The organism is Salmonella sp. NW722 (assembly GCF_051702785.1).
Taxonomy (GTDB): Bacteria; Pseudomonadota; Gammaproteobacteria; order Enterobacterales; family Enterobacteriaceae; genus Salmonella; species Salmonella enterica.
The window spans coordinates 350,379-376,562 of sequence record NZ_JAMMIN010000001.1 but is presented as its reverse complement, the minus strand read 5'-3'; the positions used below and the strand labels follow the sequence as shown (position 1 = coordinate 376,562).

Sequence of the window (26,184 nt, the reverse complement as noted above, 5' to 3'; positions counted from 1 at the left end):
TAGGTAAATTGGCTTTCTGGCTCATCATGAGGCGTCAGGATGGATTGGGATCTCATTACTGAACGTAATATTCAGCTTTTTATTCAATTAGCAGGATTAGCTGAACGGCCTTTAGCAACCAATATGTTCTGGCGGCAAGGACAATATGAAACCTATCTAAACTATCATAACGGTCGTATTCACTTATGTCAGATACTCAAGCAAACCTTCTTAGACGAAGAACTGCTTTTTAAAGCGTTGGCTAACTGGAAACCCGCAGCGTTTCAGGGTATTCCTCAGCGATTATTTTTGTTGCGCGATGGGCTTGCAATGAGTTGTTCTCCTCCTCTTTCCAGCTCCGCCGAGCTCTGGTTACGATTACATCATCGACAAATAAAATTTCTGGAGTCGCAATGCGTTCATGGTTAGGTGAGGGAGTCAGGGCGCAACAGTGGCTCAGTGTATGCGCGGGTCGGCAGGATATGGTTCTGGCGACGGTGTTATTAATCGCTATTGTGATGATGCTGTTACCTTTGCCGACCTGGATGGTTGATATCCTGATTACTATCAACCTTATGTTTTCAGTGATCCTGCTCTTAATTGCTATTTATCTTAGTGACCCTCTCGATTTATCGGTATTTCCGTCTTTATTACTTATTACTACATTATATCGTTTGTCACTCACAATCAGCACATCACGGCTGGTACTGTTACAACATAATGCCGGTAATATTGTGGATGCCTTCGGTAAGTTTGTCGTAGGAGGAAATCTCACCGTTGGGTTGGTCGTATTTACCATCATTACTATCGTGCAGTTTATTGTCATTACAAAAGGTATCGAGAGGGTGGCGGAAGTTAGCGCACGTTTCTCGCTTGATGGGATGCCAGGCAAACAAATGAGTATCGATGGCGATTTGCGTGCCGGAGTTATCGATGCAGAGCATGCCCGTACATTAAGACAGCACGTCCAGCAGGAAAGCCGCTTTCTCGGTGCGATGGACGGTGCGATGAAATTTGTTAAAGGCGATACGATTGCCGGTATTATTGTTGTTCTGGTGAACATTATCGGCGGTATCATTATCGCTATCGTGCAATATGATATGTCGATGAGTGAGGCTGTTCACACTTATAGCGTACTGTCAATCGGAGATGGTTTATGTGGGCAAATTCCATCGCTGCTGATTTCCCTTAGCGCGGGAATTATTGTCACCCGTGTTCCGGGTGAGAAACGCCAGAACCTGGCGACAGAGTTGAGTTCTCAAATTGCCAGACAACCTCAGTCGCTCATATTAACCGCTGTGGTTTTAATGCTCCTCGCTTTAATTCCTGGCTTTCCTTTTATCACTCTCGCTTTCTTTTCAGCGTTGTTAGCATTGCCAATTATCCTCATTCGCCGCAAAAAGTCTGTGGTTTCCGCAAATGGCGTCGAAGCACCGGAAAAAGATAGTATGGTTCCCGGCGCATGTCCTCTAATCTTACGTCTTACCCCGACGTTACATTCTGCCGACCTGATTCGTGATATTGACGCCATGAGATGGTTTTTATTTGAGGATACCGGCGTCCCTCTCCCTGAGGTGAATATTGAAGTTTTGCCTGAACCCACCGAAAAATTGACGGTACTGCTATATCAGGAACCCGTATTTAGTTTATCTATCCCCGCCCAGGCGGATTATTTATTGATAGGCGCGGACGCTAGTGTGGTGGGTGACAGCCAGACGTTACCGAACGGGATGGGGCAGATCTGTTGGCTTACAAAAGAGATGGCCCATAAGGCGCAAGGTTTTGGACTGGACGTTTTCGCGGGCAGCCAACGTATCTCTGCCTTATTAAAATGTGTCCTGCTTCGCCATATGGGAGAGTTTATTGGTGTTCAGGAAACGCGTTATCTAATGAATGCGATGGAAAAAAACTACTCTGAGCTGGTGAAAGAGCTTCAGCGCCAGTTACCCATTAATAAAATCGCTGAAACTTTGCAACGGCTTGTATCAGAACGGGTTTCTATTAGAGATTTACGTCTTATTTTCGGCACCTTAATTGATTGGGCGCCACGTGAAAAAGATGTCCTGATGTTGACAGAATATGTCCGTATCGCGCTTCGCCGTCATATTCTGCGTCGTCTTAATCCGGAAGGAAAACCGCTGCCGATTTTGCGGATCGGCGAAGGTATTGAGAACCTCGTGCGTGAATCCATTCGCCAGACGGCAATGGGGACCTATACTGCGCTGTCGTCTCGTCATAAGACGCAGATCCTGCAACTTATCGAGCAGGCGCTGAAGCAGTCAGCCAAATTATTCATTGTCACTTCTGTCGACACCCGACGTTTCTTGCGAAAAATTACAGAAGCCACCTTGTTCGACGTACCGATTTTGTCATGGCAGGAATTAGGAGAGGAGAGCCTTATACAAGTGGTAGAAAGTATTGACCTTAGCGAAGAGGAGTTGGCGGACAATGAAGAATGAATTGATGCAACGTCTGAGGCTGAAATATCCGCCCCCCGATGGTTATTGTCGATGGGGCCGAATTCAGGATGTCAGCGCAACGTTGTTAAATGCGTGGTTGCCTGGGGTATTTATGGGTGAGTTGTGCTGTATAAAGCCTGGAGAAGAACTTGCTGAAGTCGTGGGGATTAATGGCAACAAAGCTTTGCTATCTCCTTTTACGAGTACTATCGGACTTCACTGCGGGCAGCAAGTGATGGCCTTAAGGCGACGCCATCAGGTTCCCGTGGGCGAAGCGTTATTAGGGCGAGTCATTGATGGCTTTGGTCGTCCCCTTGATGGCCGCGAACTGCCCGAAGTCTGCTGGAAAGACTATGATGCAATGCCTCCTCCCGCAATGGTTCGACAGCCTATCACTCAACCATTAATGACGGGGATTCGCGCTATTGATAGCGTTGCGACCTGTGGTGAAGGGCAACGAGTGGGTATTTTTTCTGCTCCTGGCGTGGGGAAAAGCACGCTTCTGGCGATGCTGTGTAATGCGCCAGACGCAGACTGCAATGTTCTGGTGTTAATTGGTGAACGTGGACGAGAAGTCCGCGAGTTCATCGATTTTACATTGTCTGAAGAGACCCGAAAACGTTGTGTCATTGTTGTCGCAACCTCTGACAGACCCGCCTTAGAGCGCGTGAGGGCGCTGTTTGTGGCCACCACGATAGCAGAATTTTTTCGTGATAATGGAAAGCGAGTCGTCTTGCTTGCCGACTCACTGACGCGTTATGCCAGGGCCGCGCGGGAAATCGCACTGGCCGCCGGAGAGACCGCAGTTTCTGGAGAATATCCGCCAGGCGTATTTAGTGCATTGCCACGACTTTTAGAACGTACAGGAATGGGGGAAAAAGGCAGTATTACCGCATTTTATACGGTACTGGTGGAAGGCGATGATATGAATGAGCCGTTGGCGGATGAAGTCCGTTCACTGCTTGACGGACATATTGTGTTATCCCGGCGGCTTGCAGAGAGGGGGCATTATCCTGCCATTGACGTGTTGGCAACGCTCAGCCGCGTTTTTCCAGTCGTTACCAGCCATGAGCATCGTCAACTGGCGGCGATATTGCGACGGTGCCTGGCGCTTTACCAGGAGGTTGAGCTGTTAATACGCATTGGGGAATACCAGCGAGGAGTTGATACTGATACTGACAAAGCCATTGATACCTATCCGGATATTTGCACATTTTTGCGACAAAGTAAGGATGAAGTATGCGGACCCGAGCTACTCATAGAAAAATTACACCAAATACTCACCGAGTGATCATGGAAACTTTGCTGGAGATAATCGCGCGGCGTGAAAAGCAATTACGCGGCAAACTTACCGTACTTGATCAGCAGCAACAGGCGATTATTACTGAACAGCAGATTTGCCAGACGCGCGCTTTAGCAGTGTCTACCAGACTGAAAGAATTAATGGGCTGGCAAGGTACGTTATCTTGTCATTTATTGTTGGATAAGAAACAACAAATGGCCGGGTTATTCACTCAGGCGCAGAGCTTTTTGACGCAACGGCAGCAGTTAGAGAATCAGTATCAGCAGCTTGTCTCCCGGCGAAGCGAATTACAGAAGAATTTTAATGCGCTTATGAAAAAGAAAGAAAAAATTACTATGGTATTAAGCGATGCGTATTACCAAAGTTGAGGGAAGTCTTGGGTTGCCATGCCAGTCTTATCAGGATGATAACGAGGCGGAGGCGGAACGTATGGACTTTGAACAACTCATGCACCAGGCATTACCCATTGGTGAGAATAATCCTCCTGTAGCATTGAACAAGAACGTGGTTTTCACGCAACGTTATCGTGTTAGTGGTGGTTATCTTGACGGTGTAGAGTGTGAAGTATGTGAATCAGGGGGGCTAATCCAGTTAAGAATCAATGTCCCTCATCATGAAATTTACCGTTCGATGAAAGCGCTAAAGCAGTGGCTGGAGTCTCAGTTGCTGCATATGGGGTATATAATTTCCCTGGAGATATTCTATGTTAAGAATAGCGAATGAAGAGCGTCCGTGGATGGAGATGCTTCCAACGCAAGGCGCTACCATTGGTGAGCTGACATTGAGTATGCAACAATATCCAGTACAGCAAGGGACGTTATTTACCATACATTATCATAATGAGCTGGGTAGGGTGTGGATTGCAGAACAATGCTGGCAGCGCTGGTGTGAAGGGTTAATTGGCACCGCTAATCGATCGGCTATCGATCCTGAATTGCTATATGGAATAGCTGAATGGGGGCTGGCGCCGTTATTGCAAGCCAGTGATGCAACCTTCTGTCAGAACGAACCGCCAACATCCTGCAGTAATCTACCACATCAGCTAGCGTTGCATATTAAATGGACAGTTGAAGAACATGAGTTCCATAGCATTATTTTTACATGGCCAACGGGTTTTTTGCGCAATATAGTCGGAGAGCTTTCTGCTGAGCGACAACAGATTTATCCTGCCCCTCCTGTGGTAGTCCCTGTATATTCAGGCTGGTGCCAGCTTACATTAATCGAACTTGAGTCTATCGAAATCGGCATGGGCGTTCGGATTCATTGCTTCGGCGACATCAGACTCGGTTTTTTTGCTATTCAACTACCTGGGGGTATCTACGCGAGGGTGTTACTGACAGAGGATAACACGATGAAATTTGACGAATTAGTCCAGGATATCGAAACGCTACTTGCGTCAGGGAGCCCAATGTCAAAGAGTGATGGAACGTCTTCAGTCGAGCTTGAGCAGATACCACAACAGGTGCTCTTTGAGGTCGGACGTGCGAGTCTGGAAATTGGACAATTACGACAACTTAAAACGGGGGACGTTTTGCCTGTAGGGGGATGTTTTGCGCCAGAGGTGACGATAAGAGTAAATGACCGTATTATTGGGCAAGGTGAGTTGATTGCCTGTGGCAATGAATTTATGGTGCGTATTACACGTTGGTATCTTTCCAAAAATACAGCGTAAACCTGATAAGAAAAATAATATGCGAACAATATAATAGCGTTCCAGGTCGTGTCATGAGAGATACAGTATGTCTTTACCCGATTCGCCTTTGCAACTGATTGGTATATTGTTTCTGCTTTCAATACTGCCTCTCATTATCGTCATGGGAACTTCTTTCCTTAAACTGGCGGTGGTATTTTCGATTTTACGAAATGCTCTGGGTATTCAACAAGTTCCCCCAAATATCGCACTGTATGGCCTTGCGCTTGTACTTTCCTTATTCATTATGGGGCCGACGCTATTAGCTGTAAAAGAGCGCTGGCATCCGGTTCAGGTCGCTGGCGCTCCTTTCTGGACGTCTGAGTGGGACAGTAAAGCATTAGCGCCTTATCGACAGTTTTTGCAAAAAAACTCTGAAGAGAAGGAAGCCAATTATTTTCGGAATTTGATAAAACGAACCTGGCCTGAAGACATAAAAAGAAAGATAAAACCTGATTCTTTGCTCATATTAATTCCGGCATTTACGGTGAGTCAGTTAACGCAGGCATTTCGGATTGGATTACTTATTTATCTTCCCTTTCTGGCTATTGACCTGCTTATTTCAAATATACTGCTGGCTATGGGGATGATGATGGTGTCGCCGATGACCATTTCATTACCGTTTAAGCTGCTAATATTTTTACTGGCAGGTGGTTGGGATCTGACACTGGCGCAATTGGTACAGAGCTTTTCATGAATGATTCTGAATTGACGCAATTTGTAACGCAACTTTTATGGATCGTCCTTTTTACGTCTATGCCGGTAGTGTTGGTGGCATCGGTAGTTGGTGTCATCGTAAGCCTTGTTCAGGCCTTGACTCAAATACAGGACCAAACGCTACAGTTTATGATTAAATTATTGGCAATTGCAATAACCTTAATGGTCAGCTACCCATGGCTTAGCGGTATCCTGTTGAATTATACCCGGCAGATAATGTTACGAATTGGAGAGCATGGTTGAATGGCACAACAGGTAAATGAGTGGCTTATTGCATTGGCTGTGGCTTTTATTCGACCATTGAGCCTTTCTTTATTACTTCCCTTATTAAAAAGTGGCAGTTTAGGGGCCGCACTTTTACGTAATGGCGTGCTTATGTCACTTACCTTTCCGATATTACCAATCATTTACCAGCAGAAGATTATGATGCATATTGGTAAAGATTACAGTTGGTTAGGGTTAGTCACCGGAGAGGTGATTATTGGTTTTTTAATTGGGTTTTGTGCGGCGGTTCCCTTTTGGGCCGTTGATATGGCGGGGTTTCTGCTTGATACTTTACGTGGCGCGACAATGGGTACGATATTCAATTCTACAATGGAAGCTGAAACCTCACTTTTTGGCTTGCTTTTCAGCCAGTTTTTGTGTGTTATTTTCTTTATAAGCGGCGGCATGGAGTTTATATTAAATATTCTGTATGAGTCATATCAATATTTACCACCAGGGCGTACTTTATTATTTGACCGGCAATTTTTAAAATATATCCAGGCAGAGTGGAGAACGCTTTATCAATTATGTGTCAGTTTCTCTGTTCCTGCCATAATATGTATGGTATTAGCCGATCTGGCTTTAGGTCTTTTAAATCGGTCGGCACAACAACTGAATGTGTTTTTCTTCTCAATGCCGCTCAAAAGTATATTAGTTCTACTCACGCTCCTGATCTCATTCCCTTATGCTCTTCATCACTATTTGGTTGAAAGCGATAAGTTTTATATTTATCTAAAAGACTGGTTTCCATCTGTATGAGCGAGAAAACAGAACAGCCTACAGAAAAGAAATTACGTGATGGTCGTAAGGAAGGGCAGGTCGTCAAAAGTATCGAAATAACATCATTATTTCAGCTGATTGCGCTTTATTTGTATTTTCATTTCTTTACTGAAAAGATGATTTTGATACTGATTGAGTCAATAACTTTCACATTACAATTAGTAAATAAACCATTTTCTTATGCATTAACGCAATTGAGTCATGCTTTAATAGAGTCATTGACTTCTGCACTGCTGTTTCTGGGCGCTGGGGTAATAGTTGCTACTGTGGGTAGCGTGTTTCTTCAGGTGGGGGTGGTTATTGCCAGCAAGGCCATAGGTTTTAAAAGCGAGCATATAAATCCGGTAAGTAATTTTAAGCAGATTTTCTCTTTACATAGCGTAGTAGAATTATGTAAATCCAGCCTGAAAGTTATCATGTTATCTCTTATCTTTGCCTTTTTCTTTTATTATTATGCCAGTACTTTTCGGGCGCTACCGTACTGTGGGTTAGCCTGTGGCGTGCTTGTGGTTTCTTCTTTAATAAAATGGTTATGGGTAGGGGTGATGGCTTTTTATATCGTCGTTGGCATACTGGACTATTCTTTTCAATATTATAAGATTAGAAAAGATCTAAAAATGAGTAAAGATGACGTAAAACAGGAGCATAAAGATCTGGAGGGCGACCCTCAAATGAAGACACGGCGTCGGGAAATGCAGAGTGAAATACAAAGTGGGAGTTTAGCTCAATCTGTTAAACAATCTGTTGCGGTAGTGCGTAATCCAACGCATATTGCGGTTTGTCTTGGCTATCATCCCACCGATATGCCAATACCACGCGTCCTGGAAAAAGGCAGTGATGCTCAAGCTAACTATATTGTTAACATCGCTGAACGCAACTGCATCCCCGTTGTTGAAAATGTTGAGCTGGCCCGCTCATTATTTTTTGAAGTGGAACGCGGAGATAAAATTCCTGAAACGTTATTTGAACCCGTTGCAGCCTTGTTACGTATGGTGATGAAGATAGATTATGCGCATTCTACCGAAACACCATAAATGCCTTTGGTATGCTTCTTCAAGACACTGCGAAGGTTAAGAGGGGTAATAGCGTATAGAGCAGCGCTTGACGATAAAGGTGAGAGACTGAAAATAATCGTTTTTAGCCTGGCACAAGCACCAGATAGCGTATTATAAAATTAAACAAGATAATGGATTGGTGCGTCTGAATGGACTCGAACCATCGACCCCCACCATGTCAAGGTGGTGCTCTAACCAACTGAGCTACAGACGCATTAAAATGATGGTGCGTTCAATTGGACTCGAACCAACGACCCCCACCATGTCAAGGTGGTGCTCTAACCAACTGAGCTATGAACGCAACGTTGTAGGTGACAACGGGGACGAATATTAGCGTCACAACTGCAATGAGGCAAGAGGGAAATCGCAATTTTCTTCCTGAAATCACCTGATTGCGGTGGAAATATGCAACATGTCGAGAAAATAGCCGCCATGCGACGGCTATCGTCGTATTATCGCGCAGCGCGCTGCAAAATGATGGCGGACGGCTGACGTTGTAGATAGCGCATCCGTAGCATCATTAACACCGCCGCCGAGGTCAGGCCGATGATGAACCCCATCCAGAAGCCTGCCGGTCCCATACGATCCACCACCAGATCCGTTAACGCCAGGATATAACCGCTGGGTAAACCTAACACCCAGTAGGCGGTAAAGGTGATAAAAAAGATGGAACGCGTATCTTTATAACCGCGCAGAATACCGCTGCCGATAACCTGTATAGAGTCGGAAATCTGGTAAACCGCAGCGAGCAGCATTAATTGCGCGGCAAGCGCCACGACCTCGGGGTTGTCATTGTAGAGCAAAGCAATATGCTTACGCAGAGTCACGGTAAAGATCGCGGTAACCACAGCCATACAAATGCCGACGCCTAAACCGGTACGCGCTGCGGTTTGCGCATCCAGCGTTGATCCCTGGCCCAGACGATAACCCACTCGAATTGTTACCGCCGCAGCCAGCGACATCGGCAGCACGAACATCAGCGAGCTAAAGTTAAGCGCAATCTGATGACCCGCGACATCCACAATACCTAATGGCGAAACCAGCAGCGCAACGACCGCAAACAACGTCACTTCAAAGAACAGCGCCAGCGCAATCGGCAACCCCAGTTGAATCAGGCGCTTCATGACGACGCTATCAGGTTTGCCAAAGCCTTTTTCATTACGAATATCACGCATTGAACGCGCGTGTTTAATGTAAGAAAGCATGGCGATAAACATCACCCAATAGACCGCCGCAGTCGCAACGCCGCAGCCGATACCGCCGAGTTCCGGCATACCAAAATGGCCATAGATAAAAATATAGTTCACCGGAATATTCACCAGCAGGCCCAAAAATCCCATCACCATACCCGGTTTGGTTTTGGCCAGACCTTCGCACTGGTTTCGCGCTACCTGAAAGAAAAGGTATCCTGGCGCGCCCCACAGCAGCGCGCGAAGATAACCCACGGCTTTATCGGCCAGCGCCGGATCAATATTATGCATGGAGCGGATAATGTATCCGGCATTCCACAGGACGATCATCACCAGCACGGAGACAAAGCCCGCCAGCCAGAACCCTTGTCGAACCTGATGCGCGATACGCTCACGACGGCCGGAGCCATTGAGTTGCGCAATCACCGGCGTCAAGGCCAGCAGTAAGCCGTGACCAAACAAAATGGCGGGAAGCCAGATAGAGGTGCCGATAGCGACGGCAGCCATGTCCGTAGCGCTATAGCCTCCCGCCATGACGGTATCGACGAATCCCATTGCGGTCTGTGCCACTTGCGCAAGGATCACCGGTATCGCTAACGCTAATAACTGACGCGCTTCACTGGTATACTTCTGCACGTATTCACCTTTTATTTTGTTGTTATATGAAAGACTAAAAAGCCGCCGTAGTGGCAGCCAAAAGAAATAGCAGGGGAAATTTCAGTCTATTGTAGCGGGGTATTACTATTTCTCCAGCGAAAAAACAGTTGTTAACGGCGCATTGCTGGCAAGCTGTTTTTCCACCTGCTATTGTGCTGAACAGTTCTGCTTTTATTTATTTCAGGAGTTGAAGATATGTTTACGGGGATCGTACAGGGTACCGCGAAACTGGTATCGATTGATGAAAAACCCAACTTTCGCACCCATGTGGTGATGTTACCGGACTACATGCTGGAGGGGCTGGAGACGGGGGCGTCGGTAGCGCATAACGGATGCTGTTTGACGGTGACTGAAATAAACGGCAACCAGATAAGCTTTGATCTGATGAAAGAAACGTTGCGCATCACCAATCTGGGCGCGTTGAGGGTAGGTGATGAGGTCAACGTAGAGCGCGCCGCCAAATTCAGCGATGAAATCGGTGGACATCTGATGTCGGGGCATATTATTACGACGGCGGAGATCGCGAAAATCCTGACCTCCGAAAATAACCATCAGGTGTGGTTTAAAGTGCAGGATGCGTCCCTGATGAAGTATATCCTGTACAAAGGCTTTATCGGCGTCGACGGCATCAGTTTGACCGTCGGCGAGGTAACGCCAACGCGCTTCTGCGTGCATCTCATTCCGGAAACGCTGGAACGTACTACGCTTGGCAGAAAAAAACTGGGTGAGCGTGTGAATATCGAGATCGATCCGCAAACGCAGGCGGTTGTCGATACCGTAGAACGCGTACTGGCTGCACGAGAAAATGCGGTCAGAAATCAGGCCGACATTGGCTAACGGAAAATAAGATTCCCCCGCATGAAATGCGGGGGAGATGATTAGCGAGGAACGCGCAGACCGTTTTCAACGCCGCGCGTAAATACCACCTGCCAAAGCTGGATATCACGCGCGCGAAACGCACCCGCGCAGGCGTTGAGATAATAGCTGAACATACGTTTAAAGCGCTCGTTATAATTGCCCGCAATCTCTGGCCAGGCATTGATAAAGCGCTCGTGCCACGCCATCAGAGTCGTGTCATAGTCGGCGCCAAAGTTATGCCAGTCTTCCATTACAAAGTGTGATTCGCTGGCCTCGGCGATTTGACGAACAGACGGCAAGCAACCGTTGGGGAAAATATACTTATTGATCCACGGATCGACATTATGATCGGTTTTTTTAGAACCAATAGTATGGAGCAGGAAAAGACCATCCGGTTTTAAATTCCTGTCAACGACCTCAAAATAGGTGTTGTAATTTTTTGGCCCGACATGTTCGAACATACCGACGGAGACGATTCGGTCAAACTGATCGTTAAGGTCGCGATAATCTTCCAGGAGAATGGAGACATCCAGACCTTCGCAACGCGTCTGCGCCATTTTTTGTTGTTCAGCGGAGATCGTTACGCCCACCACGCTAACGCCATAATGGGTCGCCATATATTGCGACAGGCCGCCCCAGCCGCAGCCGATATCCAGCACACGCATCCCCGGTTGTAGCTGTAGCTTTTCGCAAATTAATTTCAGCTTGGCTTGCTGTGCCGCTTCCAGCGTATCGGCATCTTTCCAGTAGGCGCAAGAATATTGCATATAGGGATCGAGCATACGGGAAAAAAGGTCATTACCAAGATCGTAATGTTCCTTGCCGACAATCCAGGCGCGTTTTTTACTTTGTAGATTAATCAGACGCGCGCCGAGGATACGGAGCGTATCTTTAACATGGTGGGGGAGTTGATTTTCAAGACCGGCACGTAAGACTTTGCTGAAGAAAATATCCAGACGCTCGCATTCCCACCAGCCATCCATGTAACTCTCACCTAACCCCAACGATCCTTCCTGAAGGACGCGTTTAAAAAAATCGGGATTCTTAACACGAATGTCAGACGGGGCGGAACCATTAATTGTAATATCCGCGCGACTTAACAATTCGTTGGCGATTCGGTACCAGTTATCATCCGGTACGCTGACTTCTTCTATACACGATGAACTCATAGTTTCTCCATCACTGGACGGTGATCAGAACCTTAAAACAGCGTAGACGCTTTTTTGGCTTTGTGAGAAATCCCACGGACAATTCCGTGAGCCAGTTATCCGACGTAGAACAGAGGAAGGGAGGAACCCTTGCCGAAAAGGCCATCCATGGTGAATCGGGAACGCTCCGGTTCCCGTTAATGCCTAATAATTATCGTAATATAAACAACCGTGAATCAGTATAGGCCGCAATTTTTGATGATTCAACCGAAAATTGTTAGCGTGCTAATTACCAGCGGTTAACAAGCTTTTAGTGAGACTTGTCGTGGGCGACATTGGCATGGTGAAATTCGGCCTCAGCGCACTCTGCATGAGACTGCATTTTGTAACCTAACGCCGCCAGAACAACGGTAGAGAGCATTACGCTGGTGGTGGTCAACAGCGGCGTGCTGATGAGCCATGAAACCACCAGGCTTGCCAGGAAACATAACCCCAGTTGCAGCGTATTTTGTAGCGCCGCAGCGCGCCCCGTGGCTTGAGGGAAAGGGCGTAACGCTTGCGCGACGACGATAGGGTAGATGGCGCCATTAGCAATCGCCATTACGCAGAAAGGAATCAGGATCTCCACCAGTGAGGCATTATTCAGAAGGCCCGCTCCCCAGGTGGCGATAACGCTCAGCGCGTACAGCCCTAACAGCCACGGAAGCAATTGGTAGCCCTGCCATTTTTGTAGCGCCGCGCGGCAACCATATCCGCCAATCAGAAAAGCGATGGTTTGCGGAACATAGCTCAGGCCAATCACTGCCGGGCTGTAACCCATCGCGCTGAGAATAAACGGGGACCCTGTTAGCCACGCAAAAAAGCTGGCGGAACAGGCGGCATAAATCAGCACATTACCGCGATAGGTTTTAGAGCGTAACAACGTCGCGAAAGTGAGTTTATCCTGTCCTTCGGTACGCGCTTTTACCGATGGTTTTAAACGCAGCGCCGGCAACATCAGCAACAACGTAATCACGAATAGGGTGGCGAAAATCGCCTGCCATGAGAAATGCGTCAGTATCCAGCTTCCCAGTAAGGGCGCAAGCGCCGGGGATAATCCCACCAGTGGCATGATCGTGGCGAAGATACGGTTAATTTTTTGCGAAGGATAATAATCGGTCACCAGCGCTTGCCAGATTACCGTTGCCGCGCAAACGCCGACGGCCTGCACGAAGCGCAGCGTCAGCAGTGCTGCCGCGCTTTCTACCCACAGCATCCCCAGACTTCCGAGCGCAAAGATAGATAACCCCAGCAGTAAAATCGGTTTACGGCCATAACGATCCGATAGCGGTCCCCAAAGTAGTTGCGCGACGGCAAAGCCAGCTAAAAACAGGCTGAGGCTGGCGCTGACCGCGGCGGCAGGCGTTTGTAAATCCGCCTGTATGGCGGCAAACGCGGGCAGGTACATGTCCGTAGCCAGAAATCCCAGCACGCTAAGACCGGCTAACCAGACTAAAAAACCTTTTCCAGGTTGCATATTTGTTTCTCTTTCTTATCAGACAGACATTGTCGCAGAGTGTAGGGAGTGAAATTACGGTTGTGAAACGTTAATATTTGTCCAGTGAATTCAAAATTTTTGTAGGCAAATTATGTGGTCGGAATACTCGCTTGAAGTGGTTGACGCCGTGGCGCGCAATGGCAGTTTTAGCGCGGCGGCGCAGGAACTGCACCGTGTGCCTTCAGCAGTCAGTTACACCGTTCGTCAGCTAGAGGAGTGGCTGGCCGTACCGCTTTTTGTACGACGTCACCGTGATGTTGAACTGACGCCTGCTGGCGTCTGGTTTTTAAAAGAAGGGCGTTCTGTTATCAAAAAAATGCAGATCACTCGCCAGCAGTGTCAGCAAATTGCTAATGGCTGGCGCGGGCAGTTAGCTATTGCGGTGGACAATATCGTCAGACCAGAACGTACCCGGCAGATGATCGTCGATTTCTATCGCCATTTTGACGATGTGGAACTGCTGGTTTTTCAGGAGGTGTTTAACGGCGTCTGGGACGCGCTCTCCGACGGGCGTGTCGAGCTGGCGATTGGGGCGACGCAGGCGATTCCGGTAGGGGGGCGTTACGCTTTTCGGGATATGGGGACCCTGAGCTGGAGCTGCGTAGTGGCAAGCGATCACCCGCTGGCGTCGATGCCTGGGCCGTTAAGCGATGATACCCTGCGCAACTGGCCGTCGCTGGTCAGGGAAGACACTTCGCGAACCTTACCGAAACGGATTACCTGGCTGCTGGATAACCAAAAAAGGGTCGTCGTACCGGACTGGGAGTCATCGGCAACCTGCCTGTCGGCAGGACTATGCGTGGGAATGGTGCCGACGCATTTTGCCCGACAGTGGATAGACAGCGGAAAATGGGTGGCGCTGACGTTAGAGAATCCGTTTCCCGATGCGGCCTGTTGCGTGACGTGGCAGCAAAACGAAGCCTCGCCCGCGCTGGCATGGCTGCTGGACTATTTGGGCGATAGCGAAACGTTGAATCGGGAGTGGCTGCGGGAGCCAGAAGAGGCTCCCGACAGCGGGGATTAACGCCGATAGTCGCGGAACGGGCCGTCAGCGACCGAGCGACGCTCAACCAGGCGTGGATGAACTTCAATAGACTGTGACTCTTCACGCTTATTGACGATGCGATCCAATAGCATATTAAATGCGGTTTCGCCTAAAGAGTCTTTGGGCTGGTGAATCGTCGTCAGCGCCGGGGTAAAGAAACGGGCGTTACGCACATTGTCATAACCGATCACCGAAACGTCCTGCGGTACGCGAAGCCCCATTTCGTCAGCCGCGCAAAGCGCGCCCATCGCCATAATATCGCCGCCGCAGAAAACGGCGGTAGGGCGATGTGACTGCGATAAAATTTGCTGCATCGCGTGGTAACCGGATTCCGGCTCGAAGTCGCCCTGAACAATCCAGTTGTCCGGCACGTTGATCAACGCCTCCTCCATGGCTTTCATAAAGCCTGCCAGCCGGCCCGCGCCGGTGTTGCGCTCCAGCGGGCCGGGAATAACGCCGATATCCCGGTGGCCGCGCTCAACCAGATAACGACCCGCCATATAGCCGCCTGCAAAGGCGTTATCAATCACCGTGTCGGTAAAATCGGCCTTCGCTTCACCCCAGTCCATCACCACCATCGGAATATGGCGATACTCTTCCAGCATGGAAAGCAGAGGTTCTGGATACTCAGAACACATCACCAGCAGGCCATCCACGCGCTTTTGCGCCATCATGGACAGGTAGGCGCGCTGTTTTTCCAGGTTATTCCAGGCGTTGCCTAAAATCAGCGTATAGCCTTTCTGGAAACAGTTTTTTTCAACCGCCTCGATAATTTCGGCAAAATAGGCCGCTTCGCTGCTGGTCGCCAGTAAGCCTATCGACTTGGTATGGTTAACCTTCAGGCTACGCGCGACGGCGCTGGGAGAGTAGTGCAGCTCTTTAATTGCCGCCCAGACCGCGTTACGCGTTTCTTCAGCGACAAAACGCGTTTTGTTGATTACGTGTGATACAGTTGTAGTGGAAACGTTTGCTCGTTTCGCTACATCTTTAATTGTTGCCATTACATTTCACTCCAGACCCTCGCTAAGCTCCTGAGAAACGCCAGGTAAACGTTTGCCTACACACACCCTAATCGCAACATCAGGGTTGCGGCACGCCGGAAAAACGACACGGAACGTCAGGAAGGGGTCAATGGCCGTTACGCTAATTCAGTAAGCCTGGAATTTTGTCTGATCTTGAGGAAAAGGGGAAGCGTTAAAAACAGTTATCAATATAAAACATGAGAGATTTTTGTGCGGGAATGTGCAAAAATGCGCTATATCACTTTTTGTGTGGGAATAAAAAGGAGAAAACTTGATGAGTACCGACCTGAAATTTTCGTTGATTACTACGCTGATTGTTCTGGGCGTGATTGTCGCAGGTGGATTAACGGCCGCTCTGCACTGATTTCCTCTCTTCTGAGGGTGGGCGTCTCCTCTATTCTATCCCTCTCTAAAACGCAGAAGGCGTACCTTCTGCGTACTCAGACTTATGCGGCGAGATTTTTCGCAACAAATTCCCAGTTAACCAGCGCCCAGAAATGCTCCAGATAGTTTGGACGGGCGTTGCGGTAGTCGATGTAATACGCGTGTTCCCACACATCAACCGTCAGCAACGGCGTTGCATCCGTAGTCAGCGGCGTACCGGCATTTGAGGTAGAAACGATAGCCAGTTTGCCATCAGCGCTTTTTACCAGCCATGTCCATCCGGAACCAAAGTTTTTGATAGCGGCATCGGTGAACTGCGCTTTAAATTCCGCGAAGCTGCCAAAAGATGCCGCGATAGCATCAGCCAGTTTCCCGGTCGGTTCGCCACCGGCGTTTGGCGCCAGGCAGTTCCAGTAGAAGGTGTGGTTCCATACCTGAGCGGCGTTATTAAAGATACCGCCTTCGGAGGCGCGCACGATCTCTTCCAGCGATTTGCCTTCAAACGCCGTGCCTTTGATCAAATTGTTAAGATTGGTCACGTAAGTCTGATGATGTTTGCCATAGTGATATTCCAGCGTCTCAGCAGAAATATGCGGCGCCAGAGCATCTTTGGCATACGGTAATGCAGGTAATTCGAACGACATTGCTTCTCTCCTTATTATTAATATTGCGCACGCACAATAACCCTGGTGCGCGTAAGGATAGGGTAGCAAATTGAGAGGTGGCGCAAAAGAAGAAGTTATCCTGTCGTTAAACGACAGGATAAAATATTAGCGAATTGTTTTAGGCGTCATCACCCGACGGGCGCCGACATAATGACGTTGCCAGTACTCTTCGTTCAGTGAGGTGATCTTAATTTCCTGACCGCTGCGTGGAGACTGAATAAACTTACCGTTGCCGACATAGACGCCAACGTGATCGGCGGTGCCGCGCCCCTGCGTACGAAAGAACACCAGATCGCCGTTTTTCAACTCGCTACGCTCAATAGGCGCCGCGTCACGCAGGTGATACATCTCATTCGCCGTTCGGGGGATACGGATCTTCACTAAATCTTTATAGGCATAATAAACCAGACCGCTGCAATCAAAACCGGTGCGCGGCGACGCGCCTCCCCAGTGATACGGTTTACCAATCTGATTCATGAGTTTGGACATCGCGGTTTTCGTCGCTTTTTGTACTTTTGCACGATGCGCATCGGCAATAGAGACCGGCAATGTTCCTTTCCCCTTCACGCAGTGCGGCTTACGGCCTTTACGCGTCGTGCATTTTTCCGTTACGTCGAGGGCGGCGATTGACGTGGGCGCGGTTCTGTTACGACGATGCGTCGTATGACGAGATTTCGTGGAGGCGGTGGTACGTTTTGGCGTAGAAGCGGAAGAAGAACGGCTGGTTTTTGAGGTTTTTTTTACGTTTTTTTTGCTGGTTTTACTAATCTTTTTCGTTGTGCTTTTCTTTTTATCTGCCGTTTTCGTGACATGAGAAACAGCAGGCGTCGCTTTGGCTTGCCTGGAAGCATGGGCCATTGGCGTAAAGGGGAGAGTAGTAAAAAGTAAAGCACAGAGCGTGATCGAGATTTTGTTTATCCGCGCCACTGAGCAATCCTCTGTTAAAGGCAGGCAATTCATGCCTGCGTATGATTTACAAAACCTGATAATTCTAATCTACAAAAGCACAGATTGGTAATTGCTTTTGGTTTCTGAAGCTATGTTTCGTTAACAGATGTAAAAAAATAGCAATTAATGCTAAACACGAACGCGTTATCTACAAATCACTGCGCGGCAACCCGCTTAAAAGATATTTTGTATACAACTTATTCCCGCAGACGGTAAAATAATAAGGCATGATGAAAATGTTATTTTCCGTTGCCAGCCTGACCCGTTACAATGACAGGCTTCGGTCGTAAAAGTAGTTTAAGGAAGCGAGACAATGAGCACCACTATCGAAAAAATTCAGCGCCAGATCGCTGAAAACCCGATTCTCCTGTATATGAAAGGTTCACCGAAACTGCCAAGCTGTGGTTTCTCTGCGCAGGCCGTTCAGGCGCTTTCAGCCTGCGGGGAACGTTTTGCCTATGTTGATATCCTGCAAAACCCGGATATTCGCGCTGAATTACCGAAATACGCCAACTGGCCGACATTCCCACAACTGTGGGTGGACGGTGAGCTGGTCGGCGGGTGTGATATTGTGATTGAAATGTATCAGCGTGGCGAGCTGCAGCAGCTTATTAAAGAAACTGCGGCAAAATATAAAACTCAGGAGCCGGACGCAGAGTAATCTGTGAAAGGGGAAAGCGACCTGTAAAGGTCGCTTTTTTACCGCCATCGTGAGCAAGAGCGGCGTTGTTAGCCTCGTTATTTGTCCGTCGGCAAAGGTAACGGCCAGCCGCCCAGGCGCTTCCAGCGATTGACGATTTCACAAAACAGCACCGCTGTCCGCTCGGTATCATACAAAGCGGAATGGGCCTTTTCGCCGTCAAACTCCATACCTGCCGCCAGGCACGCTTTTGATAACACCGTTTGTCCCAGCGCCAGTCCGCTCAATGCCGCAGTATCAAAGGTGACGAACGGATGAAACGGGTTACGTTTCAGCGAGGCGCGCTCTGCGGCGGCCATCATAAAACTGTGATCAAAAGTGGCGTTATGCGCGACCATAATGGCGCGACTACAACCGCTGTCTTTGATACCTTTACGCACCATTTTGAAAATAGCGTGTAGCGCCTCATATTCACTCACCGCGCCGCGTAGCGGGTTAGAGGGATCGATACCGTTAAACGCAAGCGCTTCCGGCTGTAAGTTGGCTCCAGCGAACGGCTCCACATGGAAATGCAGCGTCGTGTCCGGCATCAGCCAGCCTTGTTCATCCATTTTCAGCGTGATGGCGGCGATTTCGAGCAGCGCATCGGTTTTAGCGTTAAATCCTGCAGTTTCAACGTCGATGACGACAGGATAAAAACCACGAAAACGGTCGCACAGACCGGAAAGTTGAGCGTTATCGGACATCTGAGTCTCTTAATACGAAAAAATGCAGCGCGTATTATGGCAAATTTTACGCCGGGATGCAGTAAAACAACGGGCGCAGTGACCTGCGCCCGGCGGGGGATCAGTTACCCAGACCGCGGCCTGCGTCTTTAGCTTCAATCAATTCGATTTTATAGCCATCCGGATCTTCAACGAAGGCGATGATGGTCGAACCGCCTTTTACCGGCCCCGCTTCACGGGTCACGTTGCCGCCGTTCTGACGAATGCGTTCACAGGCTTCAGCAGCATTGTCAACGCTCAGCGCGATGTGCCCATACGCATTGCCCATGTCGTAGCTCTCAACGCCCCAGTTATAGGTTAGTTCGATGACCGCTTCTTCCGTTTCCGGACCATATCCCACAAAGGCCAGCGAGTATTTGTATTCCGGATTCTCACTGGTACGCAGCAATTTCATGCCCAGAACGTTAGTGTAAAAAGCGATGGAACGCTGCAAATCGCCGACGCGCAGCATAGTATGCAATAAACGCATTTTCGTTGTCCTTAAAATAGTCAAGATATTCAAAGTATAGCGGCGATGTGCGGCCGCTATCAATGAAATTACAGAGTAGGGTAGTCAGTGTAGCCTTCCGCGCCGCCGCCATAAAAACTTTCGGGACGCTGTGGATTAAGTTCCGCTTTACGTTGCAGACGCGCCACCAGATCCGGGTTAGCGATGTAATCGCGACCAAACGCCACGGCGTCAATCAGCCCTTTTTCGATCAGATCTTCCGCTTTTTCTGGCGTATAGGCGCCAGCGCCGATGATGGGGCCGTGGAAACACGCGCGCACTTTTTCACGGAACGCGTCGCTGTACGGTTCGCCGCCCGCCCAGTCTGGTTCAGACATATGCAGATAAGCAATGCCGCGTTTGCCTAACGCTTCAATCAGATAAAGGGCGTCAGCTTCTTCATTCGGGCCGTTATCGACATTCTGGAAAGTGCCGACAGGAGAAAGGCGGATGCCGATACGGTCCGCGCCCCATTCCTTAATGCCGGCATCAACTACTTCCAGCACCAGACGGGCGCGATTCTCTACGCTGCCGCCGTACCGATCGGTACGGTGATTAGAAGACGGTGAGAGGAACTGGTGCAGCAGATAACCGTGCGCGGAGTGCAGCTCCACCAGATCGAAGCCTGCCTCTCGGGCATTGGCGATAGCCTGGCGGAAATCGTTGACGATCCCGGGGATCTCATGAGTATCCAGCGCGCGCGGCGTGGAAGTTTCTACGCGGATGGCCTGGCCGTTTTCGTCACGCAAAGAGGTGCGGGTTCCCGCATTGATAGCGGATGGCGCGACGGGCGCTTGTCCGCCTGGTTGCAGGCTGGCGTGTGAAATACGGCCCGTATGCCACAGTTGCACCGCCATATGGCCGCCCTGGGTATGGACTCCCTGAGTGATTTTTTTCCAGGCGGCGATCTGCTCATCGCTGTGTAATCCCGGTGCGCCGGCATAGCCTTTCGCCTGTGCGGAGATTTGTGTGGCTTCGCTGATGATCAATCCAGCGCTGGCGCGTTGACGGTAATATTCCGCCATTAACGGCGTAGGAATGTCGCCCGGTTCAATACTCCGCAAACGCGTCAAAGGCGCCATAAATACGCGATTTGTCGCCGTGATGGCACCCACCTTGAGGGGGGTAAACAGTTTTGCTGATGACATAGTGGCTCCTGATATAAGTAGACCGGTCGTCTTGTAATAAAGGAAATAAAAACGCCTGTTACTGCTCAGGCGTTGCAATGATGGTCTTAACATGCGCCAACGCATTTTCCAGCGGCGCGGCGCTACGGGATATTTTGGCCTGCAAATTGGCGCCCAGCCACAGGGCATAAAGTACCTGCGCCTGTGGCAACGGCTGGCCGGTAAAATGTAAACAGTGGCTATTACGGCCATCTTCCAGCGCGCGTGCAAGCAGTGCCATGATCTCCTGCGCCCCTTTATCCATCGTAGAGCGCATATCCTCCGACAGATCGCAGACCTCCGCTGACAGTTTCACCGTCAGGCAACCGCTGATGGCGCCTTGCTGGCAAAACTGCTTTAACGTTTCCTGATACCAGGCGAGAAGACGATCGCGATGATTACCGGGACCGGAGGTGAAGTGCGCCGTAAGACGCTGATGATAGCAGGCGTAATGTCGCTCAAGCATGGCGACGCCGAAGGCTTCTTTCGAGCGAAAGTAGTGATAAAACGACCCTTTAGGCACCTGGGCGGTTTTGAGCAACTCGCTAAGCCCCATGCCGGTAAAACCCCGTTGCATACAAAGCTGCTCGCCGGTGGCCAGCAGATGTTCGCGGGTATCGTGTTCGGTTTGCTTATTCATAGCAGGCAGTATAGTAGACCAGTCGGTCTACTGCAAGCAGAGTTGCCATAATGTCAGTTAGCGTCTTCAATAGTCATAAGCGCCAAACGTTGAGGAGGGGATGTGGCCGAGCAGTTGGAGTTTTTTCCTGTAGCAAGCCCATGTCGCGGTATCTGCCAGTCTGATGAGCGTGGCTTTTGTCGGGGATGTATGCGCAGCCGCGACGAACGGTTTAACTGGCAAAAAATGAGCGATGCCGAGAAACAAAATGTACTGCGGCTTTGTCGCCAGCGTTTCTTGCGTAAAATACGCGCAAATAAGCCTCTCCCATCGGAAGATCCTCAACAACCTTCACTCTTTTAAACGCGGAATTGCGTATACTCAACCTCATTATTCTCTATGAGGAATCTGTTATGGTTCAGCGTGTCACCATCGCTCCACAAGGCCCGGAGTTTTCGCGTTTTGTCATGGGTTACTGGCGTTTGATGGACTGGAATATGTCCGCGCGTCAGTTAGTGAGTTTTATCGAAGAACATCTGGATTTGGGCGTCACTACCGTTGACCATGCGGACATTTATGGCGGTTATCAGTGCGAAGCGGCGTTTGGCGAGGCGCTAACGCTGGTGCCGCATTTGCGGGAAAAACTGCAAATCGTTACCAAATGCGGTATTGCGACCACTGCCAGAGCGGAAAATAGGCTCGGTCATTATATTACCGATCGCCGGCATATTATTCTGAGCGCCGAACAGTCATTAAAAAATCTGGCGACAGATTATCTGGATATGTTGTTAATTCACCGTCCCGATCCGTTAATGGATGCGGATGACGTCGCCGAGGCGTTTCAACATCTGCACCAAAGCGGCAAAGTGCGCCATTTTGGCGTTTCTAATTTTACGCCAGCGCAATTTACGTTGCTGCAATCGCGCCTGCCGTTCACCCTGGCGACCAACCAGGTGGAGATCTCGCCGGTTCACCAGCCTTTGTTGCTGGACGGCACATTAGATCAATTACAGCAACTGCGTATTCGTCCGATGGCCTGGTCATGTCTTGGCGGCGGTCGGCTGTTTAATGATGAGGCTTATCAGCCGTTGCGCCAGGAACTTTCCGTTATCGCGCAAGAACTCAACGCCAGTTCTATTGAACAGGTGGTCTATGCCTGGATTTTACGTTTGCCGTCGCAGCCGCTGCCGATTATTGGCTCGGGTAAAATCGAACGCGTACGCGCCGCACTAGAAGCGGAAACGCTGTCATTGTCGCGTCAACAGTGGTTCCGAATCCGCAAGGCGGCACTGGGTTATGACGTGCCGTAATCGCCAACTCGTTGACTTTCCGTTCATGTTTTCGCTAGTGGTTTACACTTAACAGGCGACCACATGTAACGGAGGTTTTATGAAGCGATTAAGTTTAGCGATGGTGACGCTGTTGGCCTGTGCGGGTGCGCAGGCCGCCAGCGAGAAAGTAGAGATGAACCTGGTGACGGCGCAAGGCGTAGGACAGTCTATCGGCACCGTCGTCATCGATGAAACCGAAGGCGGCTTAAAATTTACCCCACACCTTAAAGCGTTGCCGCCGGGCGAGCATGGTTTTCACATTCATGCCAACGGTAGCTGCCAGCCCGCGATTAAAGACGGCAAAGCGGTTGCCGCAGAAGCCGCTGGTGGTCATCTGGACCCACAAAATACCGGCAAGCATGAAGGGCCGGAAGGCCAGGGGCATCTGGGCGACCTCCCGGTGTTAGTCGTTAATAATGATGGTATCGCCACCGAACCGGTTACTGCGCCACGTCTGAAGTCTCTTGATGAAGTGAAAGATAAAGCGCTCATGATCCATGTGGGCGGCGATAACATGTCCGATCAGCCGAAACCGCTCGGCGGCGGCGGAATGCGTTACGCCTGCGGCGTCATTAAATAACCCGGAGACAGTGTTCCCTGCGCTGGAGCCTGTTCCAGCTGCGACAGCGAACAGTGTAAACGCCAGATAATCGCCGCCAGCTCATGCGCGGCGGGTTGATGATGATGTGCGAGCGTGTCGCAGATACGCTGTAGTTCCTGTAGCGTGACGGCAAGCGGGCGTTGCTGCACGCCGCGCTCGCTCATCACATCGCGCAGCAGGGATATACAAATATCCCGCACCCGGGAAAGCGGATCGGAACGCGACTCCCAGGCGCGCAGCTGCCACACCACATGCGAGCAGTTCAGCAGTACCACTCCCCAACGTAATAACCACCGGCGCGCCAGCGCATCCTGGCTATTGCTGAGCTGACTGACGTGATGATAGGTCAGCGACTCAAACTCGCTTTCGCTATGGGAAGGGTGACGGCTAAGCTGATCGACGAAATCCCGGCGTAGCGCGCGGATATGGCGGCGGCTTTTTACGGCATCGGAACCGGGGCGCAAAATCGCAAACGCCAGCCAGGAAATCGCGACGCCGACGATCTTGGCGGTATTATCGTTAAGGAAGTCGGCGAAGTCGTACACCGGCGGATTGGTCACGGCGATGAATGAGCCCATAAAAACGATAAGCTGCCCCCACAGTCCCGCCAGCTTAGGCATCTGCAGTTTAAGCAGTTGCATCGTGACGAACAGCGGAAAAAGGAAAAGTAAGAATTGCCACAGATCGGTGATTTGCACCATCAGGCCAAATTTCACCACGAAGCTGAATAAGGACAGCAGCACTAAAGTACGCATCAATAAGGAAAGCGACTTAAACGGCGTGGCGACGATGGAGTAGAGGACGCAACTGATCGCCGCCAGGGTTAATGCGCCGGGCCCGGATTCCCATTGCGCGCCAATACTCCAGGCGCCAATTACCGTGAGCGTGCAAAAGGTACGCACGCCGCTCCAGATGGCCTCTGCGTTATCCGTATGCCGCGCAAGGCCGGGAGTGCGGCGGATATGGATTTGATCCACCGGCGCGCCGCTTTCGATCAGATATAACTGACGGCTGCTGCGCAGATATAAGTGGCAAAAATAGCGTAATCGCTGCCAGAACGCGAGGTGACGATAATCCTGTTCATCCTGCGGGCGTAGCGGCGCAATAATCCGCGCCACGGTGTAGCTGTCCGCGCGCGGTTTTGCCAACTCAGCTAAGAGTTGTTCAATGGCTTCGCGGCTGTTTTCCGGCGGCGTCGGCCAGTTTAAAAGCATTCTACGCAGACTGGAGATCACGCTGGTTAGCCGTAATTGCTGGTGTAACAATGCATTTAGCAATGCATTCTGGCGGCGAAAACGGTAATGACTCCAGAAGGCCTGAATACGCAGCAGGTTCATGGTCAGGATTTGCCCAATGACCCCCTCATGCGCGGAGCGGATGGCGTCGTTAGTCTCCGGCTGCCACAGTAGACTGGCATGTTCCAGCAAGCGCGCATGCATGTTTTTCAACGCGGTGAGCAAGGCAGTGCCATCCGATGTGCTGGGTAGGATCATCATCATCATGCCGCCACAGAGGATGCCGACGATAACTTCACATACACGTGCCTGGGCGATATCCCACAACTGCGTGATTTCTACAATATTAACCATCGGGAACGCGATGATCGCCGCCGTGTAGCCGGACAACTGGAAAGCATAAGCGGCATTATTGGTAAAATGCGCGCAGGCCCAGGTACAAAAACCGATCCAGGCGGCCATGCTAAATAAGAACAACCAGGGTTCATTCAGCGTATGGCCGGCAATAATTAACGCGGCGGTCGCGCCGAGTAAACTCCCGGCAATACGCCCCAGACTTTTACTGATTACGCCGCCTACGGTCGGAAAGCTCACCACTGCGGCCGAAGTCATCGCCCAGTAGGGCTCATCCAGATTGAGATAATAAGCGAATGTCAGCGCGAGACACATGGCAATGGTATTGCGCAACGCGTAACGCCACTGGCCGGAGGTCGCTTTAAACCAGGGCGTATTTCGCAGGGCCGGCAGGGAGAGTTTCATTACCGCTGTCCAATGGCTACGCTGCAGGTAGTGCCGGAGACGAGCGTGATATCCTGCGGCAAAGCGTCAAATTCGATACGTACCGGTACGCGTTGCGCCAGACGTACCCACGGTACGTTGGGTTTGATATCGGGCACTAAACCGGAGTCGCTTTCCACGCTTTGGTCGTAAATAGCGCGCCCGATACTGCCAACGTGACCCTGTAACTTAATATTGCCACTATACAGTGTTATTAATGCAGGTTCACCTTCGCGGATATGGCGTAGTTTGGTTTCTTCGAAATATCCCATTACATAAAATGAATGGCTATCTACCAGGGCGAAAAGCGGCTTACCGGTACTGGCATAATCACCGGTACGCGTGGAAAGGTTGGTCACCCAGCCGGATACCGGCGCTTTTACTTCCGTCTGGCTAAGCTGCCACTGCGCCTGTTTTAACGTCGCCAGTGCGACATCTACGCTGGCCTGCATCGCTTTAACATTCAGATTGGCGCTATCCAGATCTTCAGCAGAGATGTAGTTACGCGATAAATGTCGACGTCGATCGGCTTCATTATTCGCTTTTGCCAGATCGGACTGCGCTTTGGCCAACTGCGCCTGCGCGTTAAGTTCTGCAATATGGAAGGGCGTTTTATCAATGACAAAGAGAACGTCCCCGGCGTTGACGAACTGATTATCTTTGATATTGAGTTGGGTAATGCTGCCAGAAACCTGCGGCGTTACGCTGACCTGTTCCGCGCGGATTTTACCATCGCGCGTCCACGGTGACTGCATATAGTAATTCCATAACCACCACGCGGCCAGAACGGCGACAACGGCGACAATGAGAGTAGAAAAATATTTTATTGTTTTTAACGACAT

At 50.0% G+C, this 26,184-nt stretch carries 29 protein-coding genes and 2 tRNA genes; 17 read left to right on the top strand and 14 right to left on the bottom strand.

What is annotated here, in order from left to right; all coding sequences use genetic code 11:
* Nucleotides 1-39 precede the first annotated feature (39 nt).
* The 10 genes from ssaM (at nt 40) to ssaU (ending at nt 8,226) form a co-directional block, all read left to right on the top strand.
* On the top strand, nt 40-408 hold the full coding sequence (ssaM, locus tag NA330_RS01840) for an SPI-2 type III secretion system apparatus protein SsaM (RefSeq protein ID WP_000383702.1): 369 nt from the start codon (nt 40-42) through the stop codon (nt 406-408).
* Complete coding sequence (gene ssaV / locus NA330_RS01835; RefSeq protein ID WP_023241957.1) at nt 393-2,438, top strand: SPI-2 type III secretion system apparatus protein SsaV; 2,046 nt, start codon at nt 393-395, stop codon at nt 2,436-2,438. Before ssaM ends, ssaV begins: the two co-directional genes overlap by 16 nt.
* On the top strand, nt 2,428-3,729 hold the full coding sequence (gene ssaN / locus NA330_RS01830) for a SctN family type III secretion system ATPase SsaN (protein WP_023138181.1): 1,302 nt from the start codon (nt 2,428-2,430) through the stop codon (nt 3,727-3,729). Before ssaV ends, ssaN begins: the two co-directional genes overlap by 11 nt.
* A gap of 2 nt (nt 3,730-3,731) precedes the next feature.
* On the top strand, nt 3,732-4,109 hold the full coding sequence (gene ssaO / locus NA330_RS01825) for an SPI-2 type III secretion system apparatus protein SsaO (protein ID WP_000449089.1): 378 nt from the start codon (nt 3,732-3,734) through the stop codon (nt 4,107-4,109).
* Nucleotides 4,090-4,464 carry an SPI-2 type III secretion system apparatus protein SsaP gene (gene ssaP / locus NA330_RS01820; RefSeq protein WP_001223305.1) on the top strand — a complete coding sequence of 125 codons (375 nt, stop codon included), beginning with the start codon at nt 4,090-4,092 and terminating at the stop codon, nt 4,462-4,464. The genes ssaO and ssaP overlap by 20 nt, the downstream gene beginning before the upstream one ends.
* Nucleotides 4,445-5,413: an SPI-2 type III secretion system cytoplasmic ring protein SsaQ gene (ssaQ, locus tag NA330_RS01815; RefSeq protein WP_023241956.1), complete on the top strand. Its 969-nt coding sequence runs from the start codon at nt 4,445-4,447 to the stop codon at nt 5,411-5,413. Before ssaP ends, ssaQ begins: the two co-directional genes overlap by 20 nt.
* Before the next feature lie 67 nt (nt 5,414-5,480).
* Nucleotides 5,481-6,128, top strand: a complete 648-nt coding sequence (gene ssaR / locus NA330_RS01810; protein WP_000056367.1) for an SPI-2 type III secretion system export apparatus protein SsaR — start codon at nt 5,481-5,483, stop codon at nt 6,126-6,128.
* Nucleotides 6,125-6,391, top strand: coding sequence for an SPI-2 type III secretion system apparatus protein SsaS (gene ssas / locus NA330_RS01805; RefSeq protein ID WP_000999982.1), 267 nt, complete (start codon nt 6,125-6,127; stop codon nt 6,389-6,391). Before ssaR ends, ssas begins: the two co-directional genes overlap by 4 nt.
* The gene (ssaT, locus tag NA330_RS01800) at nt 6,392-7,171 is read left to right on the top strand and encodes an SPI-2 type III secretion system apparatus protein SsaT (RefSeq protein ID WP_000068763.1); all 780 of its coding nucleotides are present in this window, start codon (nt 6,392-6,394) and stop codon (nt 7,169-7,171) included.
* Nucleotides 7,168-8,226: an SPI-2 type III secretion system apparatus protein SsaU gene (gene ssaU, locus NA330_RS01795; RefSeq protein ID WP_001291715.1), complete on the top strand. Its 1,059-nt coding sequence runs from the start codon at nt 7,168-7,170 to the stop codon at nt 8,224-8,226. Before ssaT ends, ssaU begins: the two co-directional genes overlap by 4 nt.
* Before the next feature lie 158 nt (nt 8,227-8,384).
* Here the strand turns inward: ssaU and NA330_RS01790 are convergent.
* From NA330_RS01790 to mdtK, 3 genes are all read right to left on the bottom strand, one after another.
* Nucleotides 8,385-8,461: transfer RNA gene (locus NA330_RS01790), tRNA-Val, on the bottom strand.
* A 10-nt stretch (nt 8,462-8,471) separates the two neighbouring features.
* Nucleotides 8,472-8,548 (bottom strand) — tRNA-Val (locus NA330_RS01785).
* 151 nt (nt 8,549-8,699) lie between these two features.
* Nucleotides 8,700-10,073 carry a multidrug efflux MATE transporter MdtK gene (gene mdtK, locus NA330_RS01780; RefSeq protein WP_001175077.1) on the bottom strand — a complete coding sequence of 458 codons (1,374 nt, stop codon included), beginning with the start codon at nt 10,071-10,073 and terminating at the stop codon, nt 8,700-8,702.
* 216 nt (nt 10,074-10,289) lie between these two features.
* On the opposite strand from mdtK, the gene NA330_RS01775 reads away from it, so the two are divergent.
* Nucleotides 10,290-10,931: a riboflavin synthase gene (locus tag NA330_RS01775; protein WP_001649624.1), complete on the top strand. Its 642-nt coding sequence runs from the start codon at nt 10,290-10,292 to the stop codon at nt 10,929-10,931.
* A 41-nt stretch (nt 10,932-10,972) separates the two neighbouring features.
* Here the strand turns inward: NA330_RS01775 and cfa are convergent, their stop codons facing one another.
* Together cfa and punC are read right to left on the bottom strand one after the other, a co-directional pair.
* On the bottom strand, nt 10,973-12,121 hold the full coding sequence (gene cfa / locus NA330_RS01770; RefSeq protein WP_000098879.1) for a cyclopropane fatty acyl phospholipid synthase: 1,149 nt from the start codon (nt 12,119-12,121) through the stop codon (nt 10,973-10,975).
* Nucleotides 12,122-12,410: 289 nt separating this feature from the next.
* Entirely contained in the window at nt 12,411-13,616 is a 1,206-nt protein-coding gene (gene punC, locus NA330_RS01765) for a purine nucleoside transporter PunC (RefSeq protein WP_001182317.1), read from the bottom strand.
* A 112-nt stretch (nt 13,617-13,728) separates the two neighbouring features.
* Between punC and punR the strand changes: the two genes are divergently transcribed.
* A complete protein-coding gene (gene punR / locus NA330_RS01760) occupies nt 13,729-14,661 on the top strand; it encodes a DNA-binding transcriptional activator PunR (RefSeq protein ID WP_000269523.1) in 933 nt (310 codons plus the stop codon).
* Here punR and purR read toward each other — a convergent pair.
* Nucleotides 14,658-15,683, bottom strand: coding sequence for an HTH-type transcriptional repressor PurR (gene purR / locus NA330_RS01755; protein WP_000190992.1), 1,026 nt, complete (start codon nt 15,681-15,683; stop codon nt 14,658-14,660). The two genes, punR and purR, sit on opposite strands and share 4 nt — an antisense overlap.
* A gap of 295 nt (nt 15,684-15,978) precedes the next feature.
* Between purR and NA330_RS01750 the strand changes: the two genes are divergently transcribed.
* A complete protein-coding gene (locus NA330_RS01750) occupies nt 15,979-16,068 on the top strand; it encodes a YnhF family membrane protein (protein ID WP_000102277.1) in 90 nt (29 codons plus the stop codon).
* 82 nt (nt 16,069-16,150) lie between these two features.
* Here the strand turns inward: NA330_RS01750 and sodB are convergent, their stop codons facing one another.
* Complete coding sequence (gene sodB / locus NA330_RS01745) at nt 16,151-16,732, bottom strand: superoxide dismutase [Fe] (protein WP_000007294.1); 582 nt, start codon at nt 16,730-16,732, stop codon at nt 16,151-16,153.
* Between the two features lie 126 nt (nt 16,733-16,858).
* Nucleotides 16,859-17,680, bottom strand: coding sequence for a C40 family peptidase (locus NA330_RS01740; RefSeq protein WP_001520344.1), 822 nt, complete (start codon nt 17,678-17,680; stop codon nt 16,859-16,861).
* A 334-nt stretch (nt 17,681-18,014) separates the two neighbouring features.
* Here NA330_RS01740 and grxD point away from each other — a divergent pair, with 334 nt between their 5' ends.
* A complete protein-coding gene (gene grxD, locus NA330_RS01735; RefSeq protein ID WP_000108176.1) occupies nt 18,015-18,362 on the top strand; it encodes a monothiol glutaredoxin 4 in 348 nt (115 codons plus the stop codon).
* Nucleotides 18,363-18,439: 77 nt separating this feature from the next.
* Here the strand turns inward: grxD and rnt are convergent, their stop codons facing one another.
* The 4 genes from rnt to NA330_RS01715 all read right to left on the bottom strand — a co-directional run bounded on the left by rnt (nt 18,440) and on the right by NA330_RS01715 (nt 21,419).
* Entirely contained in the window at nt 18,440-19,087 is a 648-nt protein-coding gene (rnt, locus tag NA330_RS01730) for a ribonuclease T (protein ID WP_001282272.1), read from the bottom strand.
* 100 nt (nt 19,088-19,187) lie between these two features.
* Nucleotides 19,188-19,595: a lactoylglutathione lyase gene (gene gloA, locus NA330_RS01725; protein ID WP_001237787.1), complete on the bottom strand. Its 408-nt coding sequence runs from the start codon at nt 19,593-19,595 to the stop codon at nt 19,188-19,190.
* A 68-nt stretch (nt 19,596-19,663) separates the two neighbouring features.
* Nucleotides 19,664-20,761 (bottom strand): alkene reductase, encoded by a 1,098-nt coding sequence (locus tag NA330_RS01720; RefSeq protein WP_000092945.1) that lies wholly within the window; start codon nt 20,759-20,761, stop codon nt 19,664-19,666.
* Between the two features lie 58 nt (nt 20,762-20,819).
* Complete coding sequence (locus NA330_RS01715; protein ID WP_001041823.1) at nt 20,820-21,419, bottom strand: TetR/AcrR family transcriptional regulator; 600 nt, start codon at nt 21,417-21,419, stop codon at nt 20,820-20,822.
* 102 nt (nt 21,420-21,521) lie between these two features.
* Between NA330_RS01715 and NA330_RS01710 the strand changes: the two genes are divergently transcribed.
* The 3 genes from NA330_RS01710 (at nt 21,522) to sodC2 (ending at nt 23,309) form a co-directional block, all read left to right on the top strand.
* The gene (locus NA330_RS01710) at nt 21,522-21,761 is read left to right on the top strand and encodes a DUF1289 domain-containing protein (protein ID WP_001538148.1); all 240 of its coding nucleotides are present in this window, start codon (nt 21,522-21,524) and stop codon (nt 21,759-21,761) included.
* A gap of 50 nt (nt 21,762-21,811) precedes the next feature.
* Entirely contained in the window at nt 21,812-22,708 is an 897-nt protein-coding gene (locus NA330_RS01705; protein WP_020898737.1) for an aldo/keto reductase, read from the top strand.
* A 79-nt stretch (nt 22,709-22,787) separates the two neighbouring features.
* Nucleotides 22,788-23,309: a superoxide dismutase [Cu-Zn] SodC2 gene (gene sodC2, locus NA330_RS01700; protein ID WP_000826820.1), complete on the top strand. Its 522-nt coding sequence runs from the start codon at nt 22,788-22,790 to the stop codon at nt 23,307-23,309.
* On the opposite strand, the gene NA330_RS01695 is transcribed toward sodC2, so the two are convergent.
* The gene (locus NA330_RS01695) at nt 23,285-25,324 is read right to left on the bottom strand and encodes an FUSC family protein (protein WP_023242040.1); all 2,040 of its coding nucleotides are present in this window, start codon (nt 25,322-25,324) and stop codon (nt 23,285-23,287) included. The two genes, sodC2 and NA330_RS01695, sit on opposite strands and share 25 nt — an antisense overlap.
* Complete coding sequence (locus NA330_RS01690; protein ID WP_001518804.1) at nt 25,324-26,184, bottom strand: efflux RND transporter periplasmic adaptor subunit; 861 nt, start codon at nt 26,182-26,184, stop codon at nt 25,324-25,326. Before NA330_RS01690 ends, NA330_RS01695 begins: the two co-directional genes overlap by 1 nt.

Coding starts and splice junctions, on each gene's coding strand:
- ssaR (WP_000056367.1), top strand. CDS start 5,481: ATGTCTTTACCCGATTCGCCTTTGCAACTGATTGGTATATTGTTTCTG.
- ssaT (WP_000068763.1), top strand. CDS start 6,392: ATGGCACAACAGGTAAATGAGTGGCTTATTGCATTGGCTGTGGCTTTT.
- NA330_RS01705 (WP_020898737.1), top strand. CDS start 21,812: ATGGTTCAGCGTGTCACCATCGCTCCACAAGGCCCGGAGTTTTCGCGT.
- ssaP (WP_001223305.1), top strand. CDS start 4,090: ATGCGTATTACCAAAGTTGAGGGAAGTCTTGGGTTGCCATGCCAGTCT.
- NA330_RS01720 (WP_000092945.1), bottom strand. CDS start 20,761: ATGTCATCAGCAAAACTGTTTACCCCCCTCAAGGTGGGTGCCATCACG.
- sodB (WP_000007294.1), bottom strand. CDS start 16,732: ATGTCGTTCGAATTACCTGCATTACCGTATGCCAAAGATGCTCTGGCG.
- ssaN (WP_023138181.1), top strand. CDS start 2,428: ATGAAGAATGAATTGATGCAACGTCTGAGGCTGAAATATCCGCCCCCC.
- NA330_RS01715 (WP_001041823.1), bottom strand. CDS start 21,419: ATGAATAAGCAAACCGAACACGATACCCGCGAACATCTGCTGGCCACC.
- ssaM (WP_000383702.1), top strand. CDS start 40: ATGGATTGGGATCTCATTACTGAACGTAATATTCAGCTTTTTATTCAA.
- ssaV (WP_023241957.1), top strand. CDS start 393: ATGCGTTCATGGTTAGGTGAGGGAGTCAGGGCGCAACAGTGGCTCAGT.
- punC (WP_001182317.1), bottom strand. CDS start 13,616: ATGCAACCTGGAAAAGGTTTTTTAGTCTGGTTAGCCGGTCTTAGCGTG.
- purR (WP_000190992.1), bottom strand. CDS start 15,683: ATGGCAACAATTAAAGATGTAGCGAAACGAGCAAACGTTTCCACTACA.
- NA330_RS01695 (WP_023242040.1), bottom strand. CDS start 25,324: ATGAAACTCTCCCTGCCGGCCCTGCGAAATACGCCCTGGTTTAAAGCG.
- ssaQ (WP_023241956.1), top strand. CDS start 4,445: ATGTTAAGAATAGCGAATGAAGAGCGTCCGTGGATGGAGATGCTTCCA.
- ssaO (WP_000449089.1), top strand. CDS start 3,732: ATGGAAACTTTGCTGGAGATAATCGCGCGGCGTGAAAAGCAATTACGC.
- grxD (WP_000108176.1), top strand. CDS start 18,015: ATGAGCACCACTATCGAAAAAATTCAGCGCCAGATCGCTGAAAACCCG.
- NA330_RS01750 (WP_000102277.1), top strand. CDS start 15,979: ATGAGTACCGACCTGAAATTTTCGTTGATTACTACGCTGATTGTTCTG.
- ssaU (WP_001291715.1), top strand. CDS start 7,168: ATGAGCGAGAAAACAGAACAGCCTACAGAAAAGAAATTACGTGATGGT.
- gloA (WP_001237787.1), bottom strand. CDS start 19,595: ATGCGTTTATTGCATACTATGCTGCGCGTCGGCGATTTGCAGCGTTCC.
- punR (WP_000269523.1), top strand. CDS start 13,729: ATGTGGTCGGAATACTCGCTTGAAGTGGTTGACGCCGTGGCGCGCAAT.
- NA330_RS01690 (WP_001518804.1), bottom strand. CDS start 26,184: ATGTCGTTAAAAACAATAAAATATTTTTCTACTCTCATTGTCGCCGTT.
- sodC2 (WP_000826820.1), top strand. CDS start 22,788: ATGAAGCGATTAAGTTTAGCGATGGTGACGCTGTTGGCCTGTGCGGGT.
- NA330_RS01775 (WP_001649624.1), top strand. CDS start 10,290: ATGTTTACGGGGATCGTACAGGGTACCGCGAAACTGGTATCGATTGAT.
- cfa (WP_000098879.1), bottom strand. CDS start 12,121: ATGAGTTCATCGTGTATAGAAGAAGTCAGCGTACCGGATGATAACTGG.
- rnt (WP_001282272.1), bottom strand. CDS start 19,087: ATGTCCGATAACGCTCAACTTTCCGGTCTGTGCGACCGTTTTCGTGGT.
- ssas (WP_000999982.1), top strand. CDS start 6,125: ATGAATGATTCTGAATTGACGCAATTTGTAACGCAACTTTTATGGATC.